Below are 19,211 nucleotides of genomic sequence, written 5' to 3'. Positions count from 1 at the left end.
ACGGATGCCAAAGAATCTTTTGATTATCGCAATCCTCGTGGTGGCCGCCTATTTTGTGGGTGTGCAGTCGGCTAAGAATCGCGGCAAGAACTATGAGGATCTGCGCCATCAGGTCGAGCGGCTCTGGACGAGCCCGGACGCCAAGAAGGCGCGCAAGAAGTTCGCCAAGAACGCCCAAAAGTCCATCGAGAAGACACGCAAGTCTCTCGTCGGCAACTAGTCACCAACCATCAAAGGAGCAACATCATGAGTGCAGAAAACCGAATCAAGGCAGCAGCGGACACCGTCGTCGGAAAGGCCAAGGAGGTCATCGGCACCGTCACCGACAACGACAAGCTGGTTGCCGAGGGCAAGGCCGATCAGGTCAAGGGTGACGTGAAGGACACCGTCGAGGACGTCAAGGACGCCTTCAAGAAGTAGTCGATTGGGGGCGAACCGGGTGGTTCGCCCCCGTTCACGTGACGATAGATAACGAATGGACAAAATACTCTTGTTTCGTCCGAGACGGCGGGAGAGGATGAGTTCACAACCGGGCACGCGGCGGAGCAATCCGTGTGTGGCCGGCGGCGAATACTCATCGACTGAGGGGGACGGGGTATGAGCGGTGAACGATTCTCTAGTGCGTTGGAAAACGCGGATGACCGGATCGTTGCCGGGCGGGCTGCCGACGGTGATGCCGCGGCCTTCGCGGTTCTGGTTCGGCGGTACACCCCGATGATGCGCGCCTATGCACGCCGCATCCTGCCCGGCAGCGCCGAGGTGGACGATGTGGTGCAGGACACCTTCATCACCGCCTGGGCGCAGCTGCCCGAGCTGGAAAATCTCGAGCGGGTCAAGAGCTGGCTGATGCGTATCACCAGCCGCAAGGCCGTGGATCGGCTGCGCAGCTCCCGGCCCCATGCGGATATCGATCTGGTGGAGCCCGTGGCATCGCCCGCCGCGACCCCGCCGAGACGGGCCGAGGCCCTGGCCAGTGTTGCGGCACTCAGCGCGGCGCTGAAAGAATTGCCGGACGCCCAGCGCGAGTGCTGGGTGCTTCGAGAGCTTGGCGATTACGGGTATGACGAGATCGCCGAGGAACTGGATCTGCCACTCTCGACCGTCCGTGGCCTCCTGGCCCGCGCCCGAAAATACATCATCGTACGGATGGAGCAGTGGCGATGACCGGTGAACCAGACTATGACCTGAAAACCCTCGGTGTGGAGCCGGAGGAGCTCGACGGGTTTACCCTCGAGGACCTCACCGACTACCTGGATGAGGGCCGCACCCCGCCCAATCCGGCGATCGAGGAGTCGGCCGGGTGCAGACTCGCGCTCGACGCGCTGGAGCGCCTGCGTGCGCTGACCCCCGAGCTGTTGGCCGCCGATGTGGCGGCGGAACCGGCCACCGATGAGGGCTGGGTGCAGGGGATTCTCGCGGGGATCGCGCTGGATGCCCGCGCCGGGCGCCGGATCCCGCTGACCGAGGAGGTGCCCGGACGGGATCTGGGGATCACCGAGGGAGCCATTCGCGGGCTGATCCGCGCGGCCGAAACCGCCGTGCCCGGGGTGCTGGTGGGACGCTGCTTTATCGATGGTGAGGTCGAGGAGTTCGGGGTTCCGGTGCGGATTCGACTGGAAATCGGCGTGGCCTTTGGCACCCCGATTCCCGCAAGTGTGGAGCTGCTGCGCACAGAGATCGCGGCCCGGCTGCGGACCCACACCGGGCTGAACGTGACCGGGATCGACATCTCGGTGCGCGATGTTTCGGCGCCGATTGTCGTCGCGGGTGGCGAACCGGCGTGGCCGGAACCGGCCGGTTCCGAGCCGACGCGAGAGATCCACTCGCTTGATATCAATCCGGAGGATAACCGATGAGTAGCGCCGAAGACTTTGATCTGGCCGTCGAGATTGAGGCGACGGTGCGGGCCCTTCCGGGCGTCACCGGTGTCTTCCAGGCGGGTCTCACCATGACTCGGGTGGTCGAGGTGGGCGCACGCCTGCTGGGACTGCGCGACGGCGCGGCGACCCTGGTGGTGTTGGAGCGGGAATCCGATGCGGTTCGGGTGAGCGTGGCGATCGGGGTGGACTCGTCCGCGGGCGCCGTCGACACCGCCCGGCGCACCCACGCGGCGGTGGAGGCTGTGCTCCGCGCCCGCGCGGATGCCGTGGCCGGTATCCAGGTGACGGTGGTCCACATCGAGGAGTCGGCGCCCGCCCGACCCCCGCTACCCGAACCGGCGGCGCCCTCGACCGGTCTGCCCGGCGTGGTTCTGCCTGGCGGGATTCTGTCCGAGCCCGTGTGACGCCGACCGGAGCTCCCCGAGGTAGACGCCCGGAGGAAGGTGCCCGGAGGAAGGTGCCCGGAGGAAAACGTCCCGGAGGAAAACGCCCCGAGGAAGGCACCCGAGGGAGCGCCCTAGCGCATGTGCACCGGGGCCTTGAGCTCCGTCTTCCGGTCGTCCCGGATAAACCACACCAGGGCGAGGGCGGCCGCGATGACCGCGAAGTTTCCCAGACCGGCGATCGCCGTCAGCGGGGAGTCCACCGAGTGCGCCGAGGACAGGAAAATGGTGGGATCGGTCGAGGCGTGCAGCAGGATTGGCCAAATCAGGTTGCCGGTGACCCGCAGCGCGAGGTACATGCACAGCCCGAAGGCGAAGGTGTAGACCAGCTGAAACGCGGTGGCAAACAGCGTCTGTCCGGTCAGGAGGTTGCTGGCGTGAAGTCCGGCGAATACGGCCGAGGACACCAGGGCCACCGTAATCTCGCGGTAGCCGGCGTTTCTCAGCAGTCGGATCACGAGGCCTCGAGTCAGCAGTTCCTCGGCAAAGCCGATAAACAGCCCGGCGAGCAGCCAGGTGGCAACCACCTCAAATCCGATGGCCGCATAGTCGATGGTGACAAGGTGCAGGATATTGAATGTCAGCACGGCGATGACGGCGATCCACATCCAGCCGTGGCCGGTGATGCGCTGCCGGGCAAACAGCGGTCCGAGCCATCCCAGCGAGAGGGCAAACCCGACCAGCAGCGCGCCGCCGATTGCCAGTGGGAGGATGTACTCCACCAGAATGGCCGCGGCCGATCCCTCCGCCACGTGCTTGGCCAGGGGGATAAAGGCCAGTGAGAACACGTTGTACAACCCGATGTAGGCGACGGCCAGCACAATCGCCCGCCACCATCCGCCACGCTCCCAAAACCGTGCCCATGCGCTGGTCGTGCGTACCGAATCCGTCATGTTTTTCTCATTCCCCGTGTTCCCCGCGCCTCGCGCCCGCGACGACGGTGACGTGTATCGGAGCGGAAACCCCACCCCGCTACTGCGAATGTAGCGCCATGTCCCGCCGCGGCAACAGCGCGGCCGCGGCTGGAATACACCCCAGTTCGAGGGGGCGTGGGATGGACGTGGGTGACAGATGTTCGTTCGCCGCGCCGCCACGGTTCCCCGCCGGAACTGCTGGCTTGTTATCGTGTGTGTGGGCTTTTGCCCTCCCCTTTCCCAGACCTAGGAGGTCCCCATGGCCGTTGAAGAAACCCTCGTCCTTGTAAAGCCGGACGGTGTTGCCCGCAAGCTCAGTGGCGAGATCATCCGCCGGATCGAGGCCAAGGGCTACTCGGTTGTTGACCTGCGCATGGTCCAGCCGGAGCGTTCGCGTCTCGAGCAGCACTACGCCGAGCACCAGGGCAAGCCGTTCTACGAGCCCCTGGTTGCCTTCATGCTGGAGGGCCCGGTTGTGGCCATCCGCGTGGCCGGTGACCGCGTGATCGAGGGCTTCCGCGTCCTCGCCGGTACCACCGACCCCACCCTTGCCGCCCCCGGCACCATCCGCGGCGACTTCGGCCGTGACTGGGGCCTGGCCGTGCAGCAGAACCTGGTCCACGGATCCGACAGCGTCGAGTCCGCTCAGCGCGAGTTGGGTCTCTGGTTCGACTAGTAGGCATCCAAAAAAACGGCACCCCGTGGGGTGCCGTTTTTTTGGTTGCCTCAGCCATGCCACCGAGGCGTACCGGGGGCAGACCTTGCCACGAACTATCGAATGATCGCGCGGCGTAGCAGGCGCCAGGAACCGAGGCTCGCGGCGATTATGGCGACGCCCGCGGCTATGGCCAGCCACCACGGTTCAAATGCGGCGACAATCTGAGCGGCCTGGGGGACCAGGATCAGCACGGCCACCACGATTACCAGTCCGATGCCGATGCCCAGCAGGATCGGTCCACGGTTACTGAAACGGATCCAGGCAGCCCCGAATACTCCGGCCACGGTGAGCATTGCCAGCACCCCGAGGAGGACGATCGCAAACGTTGCGGGGAGGTTGCCGTTGCCCAGGATGGCGATGTCAAAGATGTAGAAGCCAACAAACCAGTGGTTGGTTGCCAGCTCCAGCGCGGCGAGGACCGTCAGCACCACGGCCAGGTAGCTGGCGATCACCAGGTTCCACAGCAGGGTGCCCAGCGTAAACGCTCGACGGGTGGCCCCCAGGGTGATCGCGAATCGGAACGTGGTCGCGGTCGAGGACACGCCCATGTACCCCAGGAACCCACCCAGCGCCCAGACCAGCCCGGGGTTGGAGCGGGAACTGACGATCCATCCCGTGGACCCCGGCTGACTCCCCGCTCGCCAGGCAATCAGAGAGATGAGGATCGAGAGCACCGCGACGACGCCAACATAGAGCACCGGCACCCCGAACGTCATCCGCTTTCGTGTGAGGTGCAGTTGAGTAACCGCGAGCACCGGATTCATGGCGGGTCCCTTCGTGGAGCTGGAGCTGGAGTTGAAGTTGGAGGTCACGTCGGAGGCTTCCGGTGTGCGGGTCTGTGCAGGGGTGCCGAGGACGGTCATGCTGCCACCGCCTCGGCCGCGGATTCGCTGCCAAAAGCCGTCACCAGATCGGCCACGCTGACCCCCTGGATGCGCGCACCGACCGCTTCGGCCCGGACCAGAAACGCGTCGTCGGCGCTGCCTCGAATGGTGGCCGAGGCGAGGCCCGGCACCGTGTGCAGGCGCAGGACGTCCAGGCCGGCCGTCAGCTCGCGGATCGCATCGTCGCGTCCGCTCACGGTGAAGGCAATCTCGGGGATTTCGTCAATGTCGGCATTGAGTAGGATTCGCCCCGAATCCACGATCAGCACCCGGTCAAACAGCGACTCGGACTCCTCCACGTGGTGGGTCGAGAGGATCACGGTGCGCGGGTGCTCGGCCACATCTCGGACCAGAGCCTCGTGGAAATAGCGGCGTGCGTTGACGTCGAGCCCGAGATAGGGCTCATCCATCAGCGTGAGCGGCGCGCGGGAGGCCAATCCCAATACGATGGCGACGGCCGAAAGCTGGCCGCGGGAGAACTTCTTCACCGACTGATTCAGCGGGACCCGGAAGCCCGCGACGAGACGCTTCGCGAAATCCGCATCCCAGTGGGGCAGGAAGCGCGGGGCAATGGAGAGGACATTACCCACGGTGAAGTCGTCGGGATAGCGCTGGTTGTCGCGCACCAGGTTGATCCCGGCGAGTGTGGGGGCATGCTCAAACGGGGAGTGCCCGTTCACGTGTATGGTGCCCGCGCTGGGCAGGTCCTGGCCGGCGATGAGCGAGAGTAGCGTCGTTTTGCCCGCGCCATTGCGCCCGAGTAGGCCGCAGATGCTGCCGGCGGCCAGGGTGAAGGACACGTCGTCGAGCGCCGTGTGTGAGCCGAAGCGTCGGGTGACGCCGTCGAGGACAAGGTGGTCGGTCATGAGGGTTCCTTTGCGAGGGTGTCGCGGACGAGTCGCTCGATCTCGGCGGGGCGCAGCCCGAGGAGGCGTGCTTCGCGAACCAGGGGTTCAACGAAGTCGGCGCGCAGTCGATCCCGACGCTGCGCGAGCAGGAGCTCGCGGGCACCGGGGGCAACAAAGATGCCGATTCCGCGTTTCTTATAGAGGGCTCCCTGCTCAACCAGGAGGTTGACGCCCTTGGAAGCGGTGGCCGGGTTCAGATCAAAAAACACGGCCAGGTCGGTCGCCGAGGGCACCGCCGATTCCTCCGGGTAGGTTCCGGAGACGATGTCATCGGCGAGCCGCGTGGCGAGCTGCTGGAAGAGGGGAGTGGTACCTGTGAACACGGTACCACTCTAGTCCATTACTCGACTAATGGACTAGTGGTCCGAGGAATTTCTTTTGGGAATGTTTTGTCCGGGTGCCGGGTTGGCCTGGGTATGACTGAACCCATCAAGGTAGACATCTGGTCCGACATCGCGTGTCCGTGGTGCTTCATCGGCAAGCGCAAGTTCGAGGCGGGCGTCGCCGCGTTCGCCGCCGGTTCCGATACCCCGGTCGAGGTGGAGTACCACTCCTTCGAGCTGGCCCCGGACACCCCGGTTGACTTCGAGGGAAGCGAGCTGGACTTCCTGGTGAGCCACAAGGGCATGCCCGCCGAGCAGATCACCGAGATGCTGGGGCGCGTGACCGGGATCGCCGCCCAGAGCGGCCTGGAGTTCAACTTCGACAAGCTGCGTCACACCAACACCGTGCTTGCCCACCAGGCTCTGCACTTTGCCAAGGCGCACGGCAAGCAGCGCGAGCTCGCCGAGGTCCTCTTCCGCGCCTACTTCACCGACGGAAAGCACGTGGGAAACATCGCCGATCTGGCCGAGCTGGGCGCCACCGTGGGCCTGGACGCCGCGGAACTGACCGCCGCCCTCGAGGCCGACCGTTATCTGGCCGATGTGCGTGCCGACCAGGCGCAGGCCCAGGGCTATGGCATCCAGGGTGTTCCGTTCTTTGTGATCGACGGCAAGTACGGGGTTTCCGGGGCTCAGGAGGCGCAGGCCTTCGAGCAGGTCCTGACCCAGGTCAGCGCGGAGCGTGGCGCATGAGCAGCCCGTTCACGCTGATCGGGGATCCCTCCGCCGAGGCCTGCGGTCCCGATGGCTGCGCGATTCCGGCCGAGCATCCGGCGCGCGCGCAGGCGGCCGAATCCGATGCGACGGCGCCGACGACCGAATCGGCGGCATCGCTCGCGGACTAGCGTCACCACATAAAAACACCGTGTCACCCCTACTGGGGGACACGGTGTTTTTGTGTGCCGGGCGACACGCCCGAGGTTAGAGGTGGTTCAGGACATCCAGACGCAGCTGGGCGATCACGGCGATGATGATGTACACGGCCAGGGTCAGCGGAATGATCCAGGAGAGCAGGGCTCCGGCCACGCGGCGCACGCCCGCGCTGGCGGGCAGGTTGCCCTCACGCAGGTTGTAGAGGGTGACCGAGAGGAACGAGGGGATCATGACCGACCAGGTCAGCATGCACCAGGGGCACAGGGTTCCCAGCACGAAGATGGACTGGCTGATCAGCCAGATCACAAAGACGATTCCGCCGAGCATGCCCACGTTGAACACAACCCAGAACCAGCGCGGGAAACGGGCACCGGCCAGGATCGCGACACCCACCACGATCGGTGCGACCCAGGCACCGAGGCCGATGATCGGGTTCGGGAACCCAAAGACCGCACCCTGCCAGGAGTTGAGGTTCGCCGAGCACTGAACGAGAACGCTGACGTCACAGCCCAGCGCTTGGCCGGGGTTGGTGAGGGTGTTGATCTTCTCGACTGTGAGTTCAAAGGCCGCTAGCCATCCCACCAGGCCGGCCACAATGAGGAAGATGGCGAGCAGGCGTGGTTGACGCGTCGTTTCGGTGCTGGTCATGCTCGAATTATGACATAGCGATTTGGGAAAAAAGCGAAGGCCGTTCGCATGTTGATGCCTCCCGCATGCGATAATGAGAGCTGTGCAGGTTTCGCCGCGCGAAACCTGGATGAACGAAGGCTTGTCAGGTGCCGAGCGCGCCTGATGCGCGAGTGAGCGTTGGGAAACGCCCCCCGCAAAGCGATCCGAGCCACGGGGCCGATCGCTGTAGTGCATAGGATTTGGTGAGTTGAACGCCCAGGCGTAGAGATTCGCCCAAGATTCCCGGATGGTAGCGCGGCTACTAATCGGATGAGGAGTGCACCAGTAATGGTGAATAAAAACAAAAACGAGGCAGTACCTGCCGACAATAATGATGCAGCAACCACCGAGGTTTCGGAGACGAAGGCCCCGGCAACCGAGGAGACGCCGGCACGAGCCCCGCGTCGCACCCGGGGCTCGCGTCGAGTGAGTGCGTCCGCCGGTGCCGCAACCGCGCCAAGTGATGCAGTGGTATCCACCGAGGCTGCCGCCGGTGCCGGTGCCGGTGCCGAGTCCGTCGCAGCCGAGACGGCGAGTGTCGATGCCTCGAGTGCCAACGGGACTGCCGCCGAGGTAAGTGCCACCGAAGCGAACGGTGTCGACACGGCCGCCATCGAGACGCCCGACACGGAGCAGGCCGCCGCGGAGTCGGCTGGCGCTGTGTCTGCTAGCGCAGATTCGGACAGCGCAGAGCCGGCTGCCGAGCAGGCTCCCGCAGTGGACGCCGCCGAGCCGGTGGCTCCGCGTCAGCGTCGTCGAGGCCGCCCGACCAAGGCCGAGCAGCTTGCCAAGGCGGAGGCCGCCGAGGCCGCCGCCCGTCAGGCTGCCGAGGGTGCAACCGTCGAGGACGCTTCCACGCCGGCCACCGAGACCGAGGCAACCGAGACCGAGGCCGCCGAGGCACCTGCCGAAGCCGTGAACTCCGCTGCCGCAGACTCGGCCTCCACCACCGCTGCCGCCACTACCGCCGCTGCTCCCGAGGCGGAGGCCGCCACCGAGGCACCCGCAACCGCAGCCCCCAAGATTGTCAGCCCGCTGCCGGTACCGTTTGTGTCGGCACCGTCCACCGCCCTGATCTTCCTGGCACCGGATCTGCCCCCGCTGCCCGCCCGCCCCGCGCGAGCCGAGTTTGAGCCGGAGGAGGACGAGGAGTACTCGTCCACCCGTCGTCGTTCGCGTCGTCGTGGCGGCGACCGCGACAACGCGCGTGATGAGCGCCCGAGCGCCCGCGACAACGTCCGCGACAACCCCCGCGACGGTGGCCGCGATGGCTACCGTGAGAACACCCGGGACAACTACCGCGACGGCGACCGTCGCGAGAACACCCGTCCGGCCCGCGAGCCGCGCGAGGCCGTGCTGATCACCGAACCGCAGAAGATCAAGGGCTCGACCCGCCTGGAGGCCAAGAAGCAGCGCCGCCGGGACGGCCGCGATGCCGGTCGTCGCCGCGCCGTGGTCACCGAGGCCGAGTTCCTCGCCCGCCGCGAGGCCGTGGATCGCACCATGGTGGTGCGTGAGAAGAACCAGAAGATCCAGATCGGTGTGCTCGAGGACAAGGTCCTGGTGGAGCACTACGTCGCCCGCAACGAGGAAGCCTCGCTGATCGGCAACGTGTACCTCGGTCGCGTGCAGAACGTGCTGCCCAGCATGGAGGCCGCGTTTGTGGACATCGGACGCGGTCGTAACGCCGTGCTCTACTCGGGTGAGGTCGACTGGGAGGCCGCCGGTACCACCGGTAACCAGCCCCGTCGGATCGAGCTCGCGCTCAAGCCCGGCGACAAGATCCTCGTCCAGGTCACCAAGGACCCGGTGGGCCACAAGGGTGCCCGCCTGACCAGCCAGGTCTCGCTGCCCGGCCGCTACCTGGTGTACGTACCCAACGGCTCCATGTCGGGGATCTCCCGCAAGCTGCCGGACACCGAGCGTGCCCGCCTGAAGAAGATCCTCAAGGCCGTGCTCCCCGAGAACACCGGCGTCATCGTTCGCACCGCGGCCGAGGGTGCCACCGAGGAGCAGCTGACCCTGGATGTCAACCGCCTCACCTCGCAGTGGGCGCACATCTCCGAGCAGGTCAAGAAGGCCAACGCCCCGGCCCTGCTGCACAGCGAGCCCGACCTGCTGGTCAAGATCGTCCGCGACGTCTTCAACGAGGACTTCCAGTCGATGGTGATCGCCGGAGACGACGCCCGCGAGATCATCACCAGCTACCTCCAGCAGGTGGCTCCGGACCTGGTCGACCGCGTCGAGCGCTACGAGGGTAGCAAGGACGTCTTCGACGAGTACCGCATCACCGAGCAGATCGAGAAGGCCCTGGACCGCAAGGTCTGGCTGCCCTCGGGTGGTTCGCTGGTCATCGACCGCACCGAAGCAATGACCGTGATCGACGTCAACACCGGTAAGTTCGTGGGCTCGGGCGGAAACCTTGAGGAGACCGTCACCAAGAACAACCTGGAGGCGGCCGAGGAGATCGTTCGTCAGCTGCGTCTGCGCGACATCGGTGGCATCATCGTGGTTGACTTCATCGACATGGTTCTGGAGTCCAACCGCGACCTGGTGCTGCGCCGCGTGATCGAGTGCCTGAGCCGCGACCGCACCAAGCACCAGGTGGCCGAGGTCACCTCGCTGGGTCTGGTTCAGATGACGCGTAAGAAGCTGGGTCTGGGGCTGCTGGAATCCTTCAGCGAGCCCTGTGAGACCTGCGCCGGCCGCGGTGTCATCGTGCACCACGACCCGGTGGTCAAGCACAAGCAGACCCCGCAGCCCGAGCAGCGTCGTCGCGGCAAGGGTGGTGCCGGCCAGCAGCAGAACACTCAGCAGCAGAACGGTGGCCACAACAACGGTGCCGCTCAGCAGCAGCCCGCCGCCAAGGCCGCGACCCACGCGATCACCGACGATGCCAAGAACATGCTGGCCCAGATTGCGGCCAGCACCATCGCCGGAACCCACGAACACGAGGGTGCCGCCGAGGCCTCGGCCGAGACCCCGGTGGTCGAGGTGCGCAAGAAGCGTCGTCGCGGCGGAAAGAACCGTGACTCGCAGCTGCTCCTGGAGCAGACCGAGTCACCGGCCGCCGAGCTGGCAGCCCTGCTGCAGCCCGTGACCGAGACCGCCCCGGCGGCCCCGGCCGTGTCGGGTACCCCGGCCACTCCCGAGACCGCGTCCGCGCCGGTCGCCGAGGACGCTCCCGCCGAGCGCCCCGAGCGCCCCGAGCGTCCGGCCCGCGGGGGTCGTGGACGTGCGAGCCGTCGCGGCGGACACGAGACCCTGCCGCTGCTGGACATTCCGCTGGAAGCCGTGCGGAAGAACCACAAGGTGGATGTCAAGGTGGCCGAGGACCTGCTGGGTTCGGTCCTGGACGCCCTGCCCGAGCCCAAGCAGCCGGGCAAGGGTCGCAACCGTAACCGTCGGGTGAGCACCCAGGCGCTGACCGGAACCCCGGTGCGTCACGACGGTGAGGCTCAGCCCACCGCCGAGTAGCACCCCTCAACAGCAATCGCCGTCCCGGATTCGGGGCGGCGATTGCTGTTTCCCGGTGTACTAGTCCGCGCGCAGGAGGCCGTTGGAGTGGGTGGCCAGCGCGTAGGCGAACTCGTCGGCGATGCTGAGGGTGCGATTGGTGACCCACTGCTGCTGGAGCCCATCGGCCAGGGCGATCAGCGCACGCGCATCCCGTGCGCGATCGGCGAGCGGGCGGGTGTCCCCGCGCTGGTCCAGGAACTCACACAGCTCATCAACGATGCGGGCGTAACGATCGCGGAAATAGGCGGCGGCCGGATGATCGGGGGAGCTGGCCGCCGCCGACATGGTCACAAACAGCTCCACCAGCCCGGGACGGGTCGTATTGGCCTCGAGGACCGCGATAAAGTCGCGGATCGGATGCTCGGCCGAGATGGTGGCGGCGTCAACCTCGTCTCGGCGCTGCAGGATCTGCACCAGCAGGTCCTCGCGGGATTCAAAGTAGTGCATGACGCCGGCCAGGCTCAGCTCGCAGCGTGCGGCCACCGTGCGCAGCGAGGTGCCGCGGTAGCCCTCGTCGGCAAATACCTCCAGGGCGACGGTGAGGATCTTTTCGCGCTGCCGGGTGCCTTTAGGTGAGAGGGGGGAGCGATCAGACATTGGCCCATCGTATATCAGCCACCCCCTGTTGTGATAAAACCGTTCACTGTATGCTTTTGATCGTCAGCGTCGACCCAAAGGAGCACCGTGACACAATCACCACTTCCCACCCAGGCCCCCGACGCGGGGGCGGAGGCTGCACGCTTTAACCCCAAACTCCGGGTTCTGCTGGGTACCCTGCTGCCGGCAAATATCGCGATGTTCATGGTCTGGGGTGCCACCGCCTCGCTGCTGCTCTCGCTGCAGATTCAGGAGATTGACCCGGACAAGAAGGAAACCAACCTCTCCCTGGTGCTCACCGTGGGGGCGTTTTGTGCGATGATCGCGCAGCCGCTGGCCGGCCTGGTTTCCGACCGGACCCGCAGCCGGTTCGGGCCCCGCGCCCCCTGGATCGTGGGCGGTGCCCTGGTGGGCGGCCTCGCGCTGGTGGGGATGGGTCTCGGCACCACGGTCTGGCAGATCATGATCGCCTGGATCGCCGTGCAGATCGCCTATAACTTCGCCCAGGGCCCGCTGAGCGCGGTCATGCCCGACCGGGTTCCCAGCGCCCTGCGCGGAACCTTCTCGGCGATCATCGGCCTGGGGCTCATGCTCGGCATGGTCGGCGGCCAAATGGTGGGATCGCTCTTCGCCCGGAACATCCCGGTGGGCTACGTGTTTTTCGCCGGGATCGCGCTGGTGGTGCTGACACTGTTTGTGGCGCTGAACCCGGATCGGGATAACCGCGAGCGCCCGCGCGACCCGTTCGACCTGAAGGTATTCCTCGGCGGCTTCTGGGTCAACCCGATCAAGCACCCCGACTTCTTCTGGGCCTTCACCGGAAGGCTGCTGCTCAATGCCGGCTACCTCATGGTCAGCACCTACATGATCTTTATCCTGCAGGAGTACATCGGGGTCAGTAAGGAGCGCGCGATCGAACTCACCCCGCAGTTTGCGCTGCTGAGCATGGCGGCCCTGCTGGTTTCCACGCTGGTGGCCGGTCCGCTCTCGGACAGGCTGCGTCGGCGCCGCGTATTTGTCATGGTCTCGGCCGGGTTCCTCGCGCTGGCCCTGCTGATCCCGCTGCTGATGCCCAACGAGGGCGGCATGGCGCTGTTCTCCCTGGTGTCGGGCTTTGGCTTCGGGATCTTCCAGTCGGTGGATACCGCGCTGATCAGCGAGGTGCTGCCCAGCAAGGAGGACTTCGCCAAGGACCTCGGGGTGATCAATATTGCCGCCACGCTGCCCCAGACGCTCGCCCCGGCCCTCGCCGGACTCATCGCCCTCAATTTTGGCTACGCACTTCTCTTCCCGATCGGCATCGTCCTGGTAATCCTGGGCGGACTTGCCGTGATTCCCGTTCGATCCGTTCGCTAGCTAGTTCCACCCCCTAGAAAGGTCATCATGTCAGTACACCCGCAGACCGAAACGATCCTTGCCGGACTCACGCTCGAACAGAAGGCGTCGCTGCTCAGCGGCGCGACCTTCTGGGAGACCGAGGGTATTGAGGAGGCCGGGATCCCCTCGATTATTGTCTCCGACGGCCCCCACGGGGTGCGCCGCCAGTCCACCGGGGGCGACCACCTGGGCCTGCTCGACGGCGAGCCCGCGACCTGTTTCCCGCCCGCCGTGGGCCTCGGGTCCAGCTGGGACCCCGAGCTGGTCGAGCGTGTGGGTGAGGCCCTGGGGCGCGAGGCGCAGGCCAAGCGCGTGAGCGTGCTGCTGGGTCCGGGCATCAACATCAAGCGAGACCCGCGCTGTGGCCGCAACTTCGAATACCTCTCCGAGGACCCGCTGCACGCGGGCGTGCTGGGCAGTGCGTTTGTGCGCGGCGTGCAGTCCCAGGGGGTCGGCACCTCGCTGAAGCACTATGCGGCGAACAACCAGGAGACCGACCGTCTCCGTGTCAGCGCCGAGATCGACACCCGCACCCTGCGCGAGCTCTACCTCCCCGCCTTCCGCCGCGTGGTGACCGAAACCCAGCCGTGGACGGTCATGTGCTCCTATAACAAGGTCAACGGCATCTTCGCCTCCGAGCACAACTGGCTGCTCAACACCGTGCTGCGCGACGAGTGGGGTTTTGAGGGTGTGGTGGTCTCGGACTGGGGTGCCGTGCGCGATCGGGTACCCTCGCTGGCCGCGGGTCTGGATCTGGAAATGCCCTCGACCAACGGACGCACCGACGCCGATGTGGTGGCCGCGGTGAAGAACGGTTCGCTGGAGATCGCCGTGGTGGACACCGCGGTGCGTCGCCTGATCGAGCTCGCGCTGAACGGTCACGAGGGACTGTGGCCGGACGCCGAACTCGACGTGGAGGCTCAGCACGCCATCGCCCGCGAGATCGCCGGCCGCAGTATCGTCCTGCTCCGCAATGAGGACGCCATTCTGCCGCTGACCCCGGGGGCCGGACCGGTGGCCGTGATCGGCGAGTTCGCCCGCACCCCGCGCTATCAGGGCGCCGGCAGCTCGCAGATTGTGCCCACCCGACTCGACAACGCGCTGGACGCGATCCGCGCGGCCGCGGGGGAGGACGTGCCGTTTGCCCCGGGCTTTGTGCTCGAGGGGGAGTCGGATCCTGTCCTCGCCGACGAGGCCGTGCGCCTGGCCGCCTCGGCCGAGACCGTGCTGTACTTCGCCGGGCTGCCGTCGAGCGCCGAGTCCGAGGGCTTTGACCGCGAGGACATCGAGCTGCCCGCCGACCAGGTGGCGCTGCTGGAGCGTCTGATCGAGGCCAACCCGCGGATCGTTGTCGTTCTGAGTAACGGCGCCGTGGTGCGCGTCTCGGACTGGAACGAGCGGGTGCCCGCGCTGGTCGAGGGCTGGCTGCTCGGTCAGGCCGGCGGTGGCGCGATCGCCGATGTGCTCTACGGCGTCGTCAACCCCTCGGGCCGGCTCACCGAATCGATCCCCGAGCGCCTGCAGGACGTCCCCGCCTACACCAGCTTCCCCGGGGAGCACGGTTCGGTGCGCTACGCCGAGGGGCTGTACGTGGGATACCGCCACTATGACACCCGCGAGGCCGCGGTCACCTACCCGTTCGGGTTCGGACTGTCCTATACCTCGTTTGACTACGCCCATGAGGCGGTGCGGGTTGAGGGTGACACCGTCCACGTGAGCGTTCAGGTCACCAACACCGGCACCCGCGACGGCCGCGAGGTTGTCCAGGTGTACAGTGGCCTGCCCGGTGCCGAGGTCTCGCGCCCGGTCCACGAGCTCCGAGCCTTCACCTCGGTGGAGATCCCCGCGGGGACGACCCGGCAGGTGGAGCTCAGCTTCCCGGTGGCCGACCTGGCCTACTTCTCCACCGCCGCCGATGTGTGGAGCGTCGAGGGGGGAACGTATGTCATCGAGATCGCCGCGTCTTCCCGCGACATCCGGGCCCGCCTGGATATTCAGATCGAGGGCGACCCTTCGCCGATCCCGCTGAGTGTGAACTCGACCCTCGGTGAGTGGTTCGCCCACCCGGTGGGCGCGCCGATCCTCAACGAGGCCTTCGCCCAGGTGCTCGAGGCAACCCCCGCCGTGGGCGGCATGCTGAACGACCCGCACCTGCGCAAGATGGCCGAGCAGATGCCGATGTCCCAGCTGGTGGCCTTCGGCGCGATCACGCCCGAGCAGGCACAGGGTCTGGTTGATGCGGTCGAACTGGCCAGCGCCTAACCACCCAAAAGGCGGGGCGGCATCCGAAATGGATGCCGCCCCGCCTTCGTGTTGCTAGTGGCTCTGCAGGGTGCGCGACTCGGCACGGGCCAGCCGACGCTCGCGCTCGGTGATGCGCAGGCCGCTGGCGATCAGGCGACGGGTGAGGGTTTTGGGGGAGACCGGTGTGGCACCGGCGGCGATCAGGCTCTGGTAGACCCGGGCCGGGACGTCATAGTGGTCCAGGTCGAATCCCCGGCGCGGAATCTGATTCTCGGCGGCGAAGGTGTGCAGCTCGTCGAGGGACTCATCGCTGACCAGGTGCGACCAGAGGGTGCCGTGGTTGGGCCACATCGGGTTATCAATCAGGATTGTCATGTCACAGAGTCTAAGCAGATGGTGTTCCGTTTCATTCCCGGTTGTCACCGAAAACACGCCGGGCGACGACACGAGCCCGAGGGTATTTGGTAAGCGGGCGTTAATCGGCTAACCTTGAACCTTGGAACGCGTGTGCTTATCCCACACGTAAAACCAAAGTTTTCTGACAGCCGTTACTCTGATCCCACTGGGTTCCGGCAGGGCAGTGACACTCAGATATGCACGTAATCGGAGCTCAGCTCCCCAGAGAATAGGTATCTACAGTGGTTTACGCAGTAGTACGCGCCGGTGGCCGGCAGGAAAAGGTTGAGGTCGGCTCGATCATCACCACCAACCGCATCGCGGGCGACAAGGACGGGAACGTGCAGCTTGCTGCCGTTCTCCTCGTAGATGGTGACAAGATCACCTCCGACGCCAAGTCGCTTGAGAAGGTCGCCGTGACCGCCGAGGTTCTGAACGACCTCCGCGGCCCGAAGATCGTCATCCAGAAGTTCAAGAACAAGACCGGTTACAAGAAGCGTCAGGGCCACCGTCAGGAGCTCACCCGCCTCAAGATCACCGGCATCAAGTAGAGACGCTAAGGAGATCCTCTAATGGCACATAAGAAGGGTGCGAGCTCCACTCGCAACGGTCGTGACTCGAACGCTCAGCGTCTCGGTGTAAAGCGTTTCGGCGGCCAGACCGTCAACGCAGGCGAGATCATCGTGCGTCAGCGCGGAACCCACTTCCACCCCGGTGTGAACGTGGGCCGTGGTGGCGATGACACTCTGTTCGCTCTGGCAGCCGGCTCGGTTGAGTTCGGTGCAAAGGGTGGCCGCAAGGTTGTCAACATCGTGGCGGTCGACGCCTAAGTCGCGTTTCCGCTACATTATGTGAGGGGTGAGCTTCGGCTTACCCCTCACGTGTTTTCCGGGAACCTTCGGAGAACCTGCTTTCGCGCGAGATCCCGCGCATTTTCTACAAGGGGTACAGACCGTGACCACGTTTGTCGATCAGATCACTCTCCACCTCAACGCCGGTAACGGCGGCGATGGTTGCGTCTCGGTAAAGCGCGAGAAGTTCAAGCCGCTGGGCGGGCCCGATGGTGGCCCCGGCGGTAGCGGTGGTGACATCGTTCTCGTGGCCGACCCCAACACCACCACCCTGCTGGCCTACCACCGCTCCCCGCACCGTCGCTCGGACAACGGTGGTCCGGGTATGGGTGACTACCGCGGCGGAACCAACGGCGAGGAGCTGGTGCTGCCGGTTCCGCTGGGAACCGTCGTGAAGACCCCCGAGGGCGAGGTCCTCGTGGACCTGACCCAGGCCGGCGACCGCTTTGTGGCCGCCGAGGGTGGACACGGAGGCCTGGGCAACAACGGCCTCGCCAACTCCAAGCGCAAGGCCCCCGGATTCGCGCTGCTGGGCACCCCGGGTGTCGAGCGCGACCTCATTCTTGAGCTCAAGACCGTCGCCGATGTGGCGCTCGTGGGCTACCCGTCGGCCGGTAAGTCGAGCCTGATCGCGGCCATGTCCGCGGCCAAGCCGAAGATCGCCGACTACCCCTTCACAACCCTGCACCCGAACCTCGGTGTGGTCGACTCGGGGAACACCCGCTACACCATCGCCGATGTCCCCGGACTGATCGAGGGTGCCAGTGAGGGCCGCGGGCTGGGCCTGGAGTTCCTGCGCCACGTCGAGCGCTGCGCGGCCCTGCTGCACGTGCTCGACTGCGGCACCCTGGAGCCCGGTCGCGACCCGATCAGCGACCTCGACATCATCCTCGGCGAGCTGGAGGCCTACCCGGTCCCCGAGGGCCAGAAGCCGCTGACCGAGCGTCCGCAGCTGATCGCCCTGAACAAGATCGACGTCCCCGAGGCCCGCGAACTCGCCGAGTTCGTGAAGGCGGACCTGGAGGCGCGCGGCTACCGCGTGTTCCTGATCTCCGCCGTGAGCCGCGAGGGCCTGACCCAGCTGAACTACGCCCTGGGCGAGCTGGTGGAGGAATCCCGCGCCGAGGTTGTGGCCGCGATCGAGGCCTCGCCGCGCATCGTGCTGCGACCCAAGGCCGTGGATCGCTCGGGCTTCCAGATCCGCGTCGAGGGTGGATCCTACGGAAACCTGTTCCGCGTGCTCGGCGAAAAGCCGTGGCGCTGGGTCCAGCAGACGGACTTCAACAACGACGAGGCCGTGGGTTACCTGGCCGACCGCCTGCACAAGCTCGGTGTGGAAGACGGCCTGTTCAAGGCCGGTGCCGTGGCCGGATCCACCGTGGTCATCGGTACAGGTGACGGCGTGGTCTTCGACTGGGAGCCCACCATGAGCTCCTCCGCCGAGATCGCGACCCCGCGTGGAACCGACCCGCGCCTCGATCAGCTGCACCGCCCCACCGCCAAGCAGCGTCGCGCCGAGTACCTGGACCGCATGGACGCCAAGGAGGAGGCCCGTCAGGAGCTCCGCCGCGAGGGCGAGACCGGCTTCTGGGACGTGGACGCGGAAATCGCCGAGGATGCGATCCTCGCCGAGGGTGCCGTGGACTACGACGATGAGGACGGCGATTTCGACGACGACCACGGGGTTGAGGTCATTCAGCTTCGCGGCGAAAGCGAGTAAAACCGCGTGACCCTGCAGAACCGTGCCGAACTGCGTGGCGCCCGCCGCGTGGTTGTGAAGGTGGGATCCTCCTCGATCAGCGGCGATAACGTCGCTCAGATCACCCCGCTCGTGGACGCCCTCGCGGCGGCCTACGCCCGGGGCACCGAGATCGTCCTGGTGTCCTCGGGTGCCATCGCCACGGGTCTGCCATTCCTGAACCTCGACCGCCGGCCAACCGACCTTGCTACCCAGCAGGCGGCGGCCGCGGTCGGGCAGAATCAGCTGATTCACCGCTACCAGGAGGAGTTGGACCGTCACGGCATCATCGCCGGGCAGGTGCTGCTCTCCGCCAACGACCTGGCGCTGGATGCTCACCGCGTCAACGCGCAGCGGGCCATGTCCCGGCTGCTGGGTCTGCGCATCCTCCCCATCGTCAACGAAAACGACACCGTGGCCACCCACGAGATCCGCTTCGGTGACAACGATCACCTGGCCTCGATGGTGGCGCGGCTGATCGGGGCCGATGCCCTGGTGCTGCTCTCCGATATCGAGTGCCTCTACACCCGGCCGCCGAGCGAGCCCGGGGCCGAGCCGATCCCGCTGGTGCCCTTTGGTGTCGAGCTGGACGGGGTGGAGTTTGGCGAGCCCGGCAAGGCCGGCGTGGGCACCGGGGGAGCGGCCACCAAGGCCTCCGCCGCGCGCCTGGCCGCCGACAGCGGCACCGCCGTGCTGATTACTTCGACCCCGAACGTTGCCCGCGCCCTGGATGGGGAAGACCTGGGTACCTGGTTCGAGCCGCGCCCGCAGGCGTAGCGCCCCACAACGGGGGACACGCCCGCCTGCACCGTTTCTC

General features: G+C 66.2%; 22 protein-coding genes. 15 read left to right on the top strand and 7 right to left on the bottom strand.

Annotated elements, in window-relative coordinates; genetic code table 11:
* Positions 1-4 precede the first annotated feature (4 nt).
* The 5 genes from IE92_RS0105140 to IE92_RS0105120 all read left to right on the top strand — a co-directional run bounded on the left by IE92_RS0105140 (position 5) and on the right by IE92_RS0105120 (position 2,284).
* The gene (locus tag IE92_RS0105140) at positions 5-220 is read left to right on the top strand and encodes a hypothetical protein (protein WP_156027395.1); all 216 of its coding nucleotides are present in this window, start codon (positions 5-7) and stop codon (positions 218-220) included.
* Positions 221-246: 26 nt separating this feature from the next.
* Positions 247-420, top strand: a complete 174-nt coding sequence (locus IE92_RS0105135) for a CsbD family protein (protein ID WP_030143798.1) — start codon at positions 247-249, stop codon at positions 418-420.
* A 177-nt stretch (positions 421-597) separates the two neighbouring features.
* Positions 598-1,164 carry an RNA polymerase sigma factor gene (locus IE92_RS0105130; RefSeq protein WP_030143797.1) on the top strand — a complete coding sequence of 189 codons (567 nt, stop codon included), beginning with the start codon at positions 598-600 and terminating at the stop codon, positions 1,162-1,164.
* The gene (locus tag IE92_RS0105125; protein WP_211250753.1) at positions 1,161-1,856 is read left to right on the top strand and encodes an Asp23/Gls24 family envelope stress response protein; all 696 of its coding nucleotides are present in this window, start codon (positions 1,161-1,163) and stop codon (positions 1,854-1,856) included. The genes IE92_RS0105130 and IE92_RS0105125 overlap by 4 nt, the downstream gene beginning before the upstream one ends.
* On the top strand, positions 1,853-2,284 hold the full coding sequence (locus tag IE92_RS0105120) for a hypothetical protein (RefSeq protein WP_030143795.1): 432 nt from the start codon (positions 1,853-1,855) through the stop codon (positions 2,282-2,284). Before IE92_RS0105125 ends, IE92_RS0105120 begins: the two co-directional genes overlap by 4 nt.
* 113 nt (positions 2,285-2,397) lie before the next feature.
* On the opposite strand, the gene IE92_RS0105115 is transcribed toward IE92_RS0105120, so the two are convergent.
* Complete coding sequence (locus IE92_RS0105115; RefSeq protein WP_030143794.1) at positions 2,398-3,216, bottom strand: CPBP family intramembrane glutamic endopeptidase; 819 nt, start codon at positions 3,214-3,216, stop codon at positions 2,398-2,400.
* A 280-nt stretch (positions 3,217-3,496) separates the two neighbouring features.
* Here IE92_RS0105115 and ndk point away from each other — a divergent pair, with 280 nt between their 5' ends.
* Entirely contained in the window at positions 3,497-3,913 is a 417-nt protein-coding gene (ndk, locus tag IE92_RS0105110; protein WP_030143793.1) for a nucleoside-diphosphate kinase, read from the top strand.
* Between the two features lie 95 nt (positions 3,914-4,008).
* On the opposite strand, the gene IE92_RS0105105 is transcribed toward ndk, so the two are convergent.
* From IE92_RS0105105 to IE92_RS0105095, 3 genes are read right to left on the bottom strand one after another with little or no spacing between them, the layout of a single operon-like run.
* On the bottom strand, positions 4,009-4,818 hold the full coding sequence (locus tag IE92_RS0105105; protein WP_245601217.1) for a hypothetical protein: 810 nt from the start codon (positions 4,816-4,818) through the stop codon (positions 4,009-4,011).
* Entirely contained in the window at positions 4,815-5,705 is an 891-nt protein-coding gene (locus IE92_RS0105100; protein WP_030143791.1) for an ABC transporter ATP-binding protein, read from the bottom strand. The genes IE92_RS0105105 and IE92_RS0105100 overlap by 4 nt, the downstream gene beginning before the upstream one ends.
* Entirely contained in the window at positions 5,702-6,070 is a 369-nt protein-coding gene (locus IE92_RS0105095) for a GntR family transcriptional regulator (protein WP_030143790.1), read from the bottom strand. Before IE92_RS0105095 ends, IE92_RS0105100 begins: the two co-directional genes overlap by 4 nt.
* Positions 6,071-6,163: 93 nt before the next feature.
* Between IE92_RS0105095 and IE92_RS0105090 the strand changes: the two genes are divergently transcribed.
* Complete coding sequence (locus IE92_RS0105090; protein WP_030143789.1) at positions 6,164-6,823, top strand: DsbA family oxidoreductase; 660 nt, start codon at positions 6,164-6,166, stop codon at positions 6,821-6,823.
* Positions 6,820-6,975, top strand: a complete 156-nt coding sequence (locus IE92_RS18170; RefSeq protein ID WP_156027394.1) for a hypothetical protein — start codon at positions 6,820-6,822, stop codon at positions 6,973-6,975. The genes IE92_RS0105090 and IE92_RS18170 overlap by 4 nt, the downstream gene beginning before the upstream one ends.
* 76 nt (positions 6,976-7,051) lie before the next feature.
* Here the strand turns inward: IE92_RS18170 and IE92_RS0105080 are convergent, their stop codons facing one another.
* Positions 7,052-7,651: a vitamin K epoxide reductase family protein gene (locus IE92_RS0105080; RefSeq protein WP_030143788.1), complete on the bottom strand. Its 600-nt coding sequence runs from the start codon at positions 7,649-7,651 to the stop codon at positions 7,052-7,054.
* Between the two features lie 309 nt (positions 7,652-7,960).
* On the opposite strand from IE92_RS0105080, the gene IE92_RS0105075 reads away from it, so the two are divergent.
* Positions 7,961-11,149: an Rne/Rng family ribonuclease gene (locus tag IE92_RS0105075; RefSeq protein WP_051701822.1), complete on the top strand. Its 3,189-nt coding sequence runs from the start codon at positions 7,961-7,963 to the stop codon at positions 11,147-11,149.
* A 60-nt stretch (positions 11,150-11,209) separates the two neighbouring features.
* On the opposite strand, the gene IE92_RS0105070 is transcribed toward IE92_RS0105075, so the two are convergent.
* Positions 11,210-11,788 carry a TetR/AcrR family transcriptional regulator gene (locus tag IE92_RS0105070; RefSeq protein ID WP_081864044.1) on the bottom strand — a complete coding sequence of 193 codons (579 nt, stop codon included), beginning with the start codon at positions 11,786-11,788 and terminating at the stop codon, positions 11,210-11,212.
* 87 nt (positions 11,789-11,875) lie between these two features.
* Here IE92_RS0105070 and IE92_RS0105065 point away from each other — a divergent pair, with 87 nt between their 5' ends.
* On the top strand, positions 11,876-13,144 hold the full coding sequence (locus tag IE92_RS0105065; protein WP_052367280.1) for an MFS transporter: 1,269 nt from the start codon (positions 11,876-11,878) through the stop codon (positions 13,142-13,144).
* Between the two features lie 27 nt (positions 13,145-13,171).
* Complete coding sequence (locus tag IE92_RS0105060) at positions 13,172-15,427, top strand: glycoside hydrolase family 3 C-terminal domain-containing protein (RefSeq protein WP_030143784.1); 2,256 nt, start codon at positions 13,172-13,174, stop codon at positions 15,425-15,427.
* Between the two features lie 54 nt (positions 15,428-15,481).
* Here IE92_RS0105060 and IE92_RS0105055 read toward each other — a convergent pair whose 3' ends face one another.
* On the bottom strand, positions 15,482-15,784 hold the full coding sequence (locus tag IE92_RS0105055) for a DUF4031 domain-containing protein (RefSeq protein ID WP_030143783.1): 303 nt from the start codon (positions 15,782-15,784) through the stop codon (positions 15,482-15,484).
* A gap of 263 nt (positions 15,785-16,047) precedes the next feature.
* On the opposite strand from IE92_RS0105055, the gene rplU reads away from it, so the two are divergent.
* The 4 genes from rplU (at position 16,048) to proB (ending at position 19,171) form a co-directional block, all read left to right on the top strand.
* Positions 16,048-16,356, top strand: coding sequence for a 50S ribosomal protein L21 (gene rplU / locus IE92_RS0105050; RefSeq protein ID WP_030143782.1), 309 nt, complete (start codon positions 16,048-16,050; stop codon positions 16,354-16,356).
* Between the two features lie 21 nt (positions 16,357-16,377).
* Positions 16,378-16,635 (top strand): 50S ribosomal protein L27, encoded by a 258-nt coding sequence (gene rpmA / locus IE92_RS0105045; RefSeq protein WP_030143781.1) that lies wholly within the window; start codon positions 16,378-16,380, stop codon positions 16,633-16,635.
* Positions 16,636-16,759: 124 nt separating this feature from the next.
* Positions 16,760-18,376 carry a GTPase ObgE gene (obgE, locus tag IE92_RS0105040; RefSeq protein ID WP_081864045.1) on the top strand — a complete coding sequence of 539 codons (1,617 nt, stop codon included), beginning with the start codon at positions 16,760-16,762 and terminating at the stop codon, positions 18,374-18,376.
* A gap of 6 nt (positions 18,377-18,382) precedes the next feature.
* Positions 18,383-19,171 (top strand): glutamate 5-kinase, encoded by a 789-nt coding sequence (gene proB, locus IE92_RS0105035; protein ID WP_030143779.1) that lies wholly within the window; start codon positions 18,383-18,385, stop codon positions 19,169-19,171.
* Positions 19,172-19,211 lie beyond the last annotated feature (40 nt).

Origin of the sequence: Mycetocola saprophilus (genome assembly GCF_000718085.1) — a bacterium.
In the GTDB taxonomy this organism is placed as follows: Bacteria; Actinomycetota; Actinomycetes; order Actinomycetales; family Microbacteriaceae; genus Mycetocola; species Mycetocola saprophilus.
The sequence above is the reverse complement of the archived record's forward strand: the minus strand, read 5'-3'. Positions and strand labels throughout refer to the sequence as shown.

Excerpts from the sequence above, each read along its gene's own strand:
- IE92_RS0105140 (WP_156027395.1), top strand. The coding sequence starts at position 5 with ATGCCAAAGAATCTTTTGATTATCGCAATCCTCGTGGTGGCCGCCTAT.
- IE92_RS0105135 (WP_030143798.1), top strand. The coding sequence starts at position 247 with ATGAGTGCAGAAAACCGAATCAAGGCAGCAGCGGACACCGTCGTCGGA.
- IE92_RS0105130 (WP_030143797.1), top strand. The coding sequence starts at position 598 with ATGAGCGGTGAACGATTCTCTAGTGCGTTGGAAAACGCGGATGACCGG.
- IE92_RS0105125 (WP_211250753.1), top strand. The coding sequence starts at position 1,161 with ATGACCGGTGAACCAGACTATGACCTGAAAACCCTCGGTGTGGAGCCG.
- IE92_RS0105120 (WP_030143795.1), top strand. The coding sequence starts at position 1,853 with ATGAGTAGCGCCGAAGACTTTGATCTGGCCGTCGAGATTGAGGCGACG.
- IE92_RS0105115 (WP_030143794.1), bottom strand. The coding sequence starts at position 3,216 with ATGACGGATTCGGTACGCACGACCAGCGCATGGGCACGGTTTTGGGAG.
- ndk (WP_030143793.1), top strand. The coding sequence starts at position 3,497 with ATGGCCGTTGAAGAAACCCTCGTCCTTGTAAAGCCGGACGGTGTTGCC.
- IE92_RS0105105 (WP_245601217.1), bottom strand. The coding sequence starts at position 4,818 with ATGACCGTCCTCGGCACCCCTGCACAGACCCGCACACCGGAAGCCTCC.
- IE92_RS0105100 (WP_030143791.1), bottom strand. The coding sequence starts at position 5,705 with ATGACCGACCACCTTGTCCTCGACGGCGTCACCCGACGCTTCGGCTCA.
- IE92_RS0105090 (WP_030143789.1), top strand. The coding sequence starts at position 6,164 with ATGACTGAACCCATCAAGGTAGACATCTGGTCCGACATCGCGTGTCCG.
- IE92_RS18170 (WP_156027394.1), top strand. The coding sequence starts at position 6,820 with ATGAGCAGCCCGTTCACGCTGATCGGGGATCCCTCCGCCGAGGCCTGC.
- IE92_RS0105080 (WP_030143788.1), bottom strand. The coding sequence starts at position 7,651 with ATGACCAGCACCGAAACGACGCGTCAACCACGCCTGCTCGCCATCTTC.
- IE92_RS0105075 (WP_051701822.1), top strand. The coding sequence starts at position 7,961 with ATGGTGAATAAAAACAAAAACGAGGCAGTACCTGCCGACAATAATGAT.
- IE92_RS0105070 (WP_081864044.1), bottom strand. The coding sequence starts at position 11,788 with ATGTCTGATCGCTCCCCCCTCTCACCTAAAGGCACCCGGCAGCGCGAA.
- IE92_RS0105060 (WP_030143784.1), top strand. The coding sequence starts at position 13,172 with ATGTCAGTACACCCGCAGACCGAAACGATCCTTGCCGGACTCACGCTC.
- IE92_RS0105055 (WP_030143783.1), bottom strand. The coding sequence starts at position 15,784 with ATGACAATCCTGATTGATAACCCGATGTGGCCCAACCACGGCACCCTC.
- rpmA (WP_030143781.1), top strand. The coding sequence starts at position 16,378 with ATGGCACATAAGAAGGGTGCGAGCTCCACTCGCAACGGTCGTGACTCG.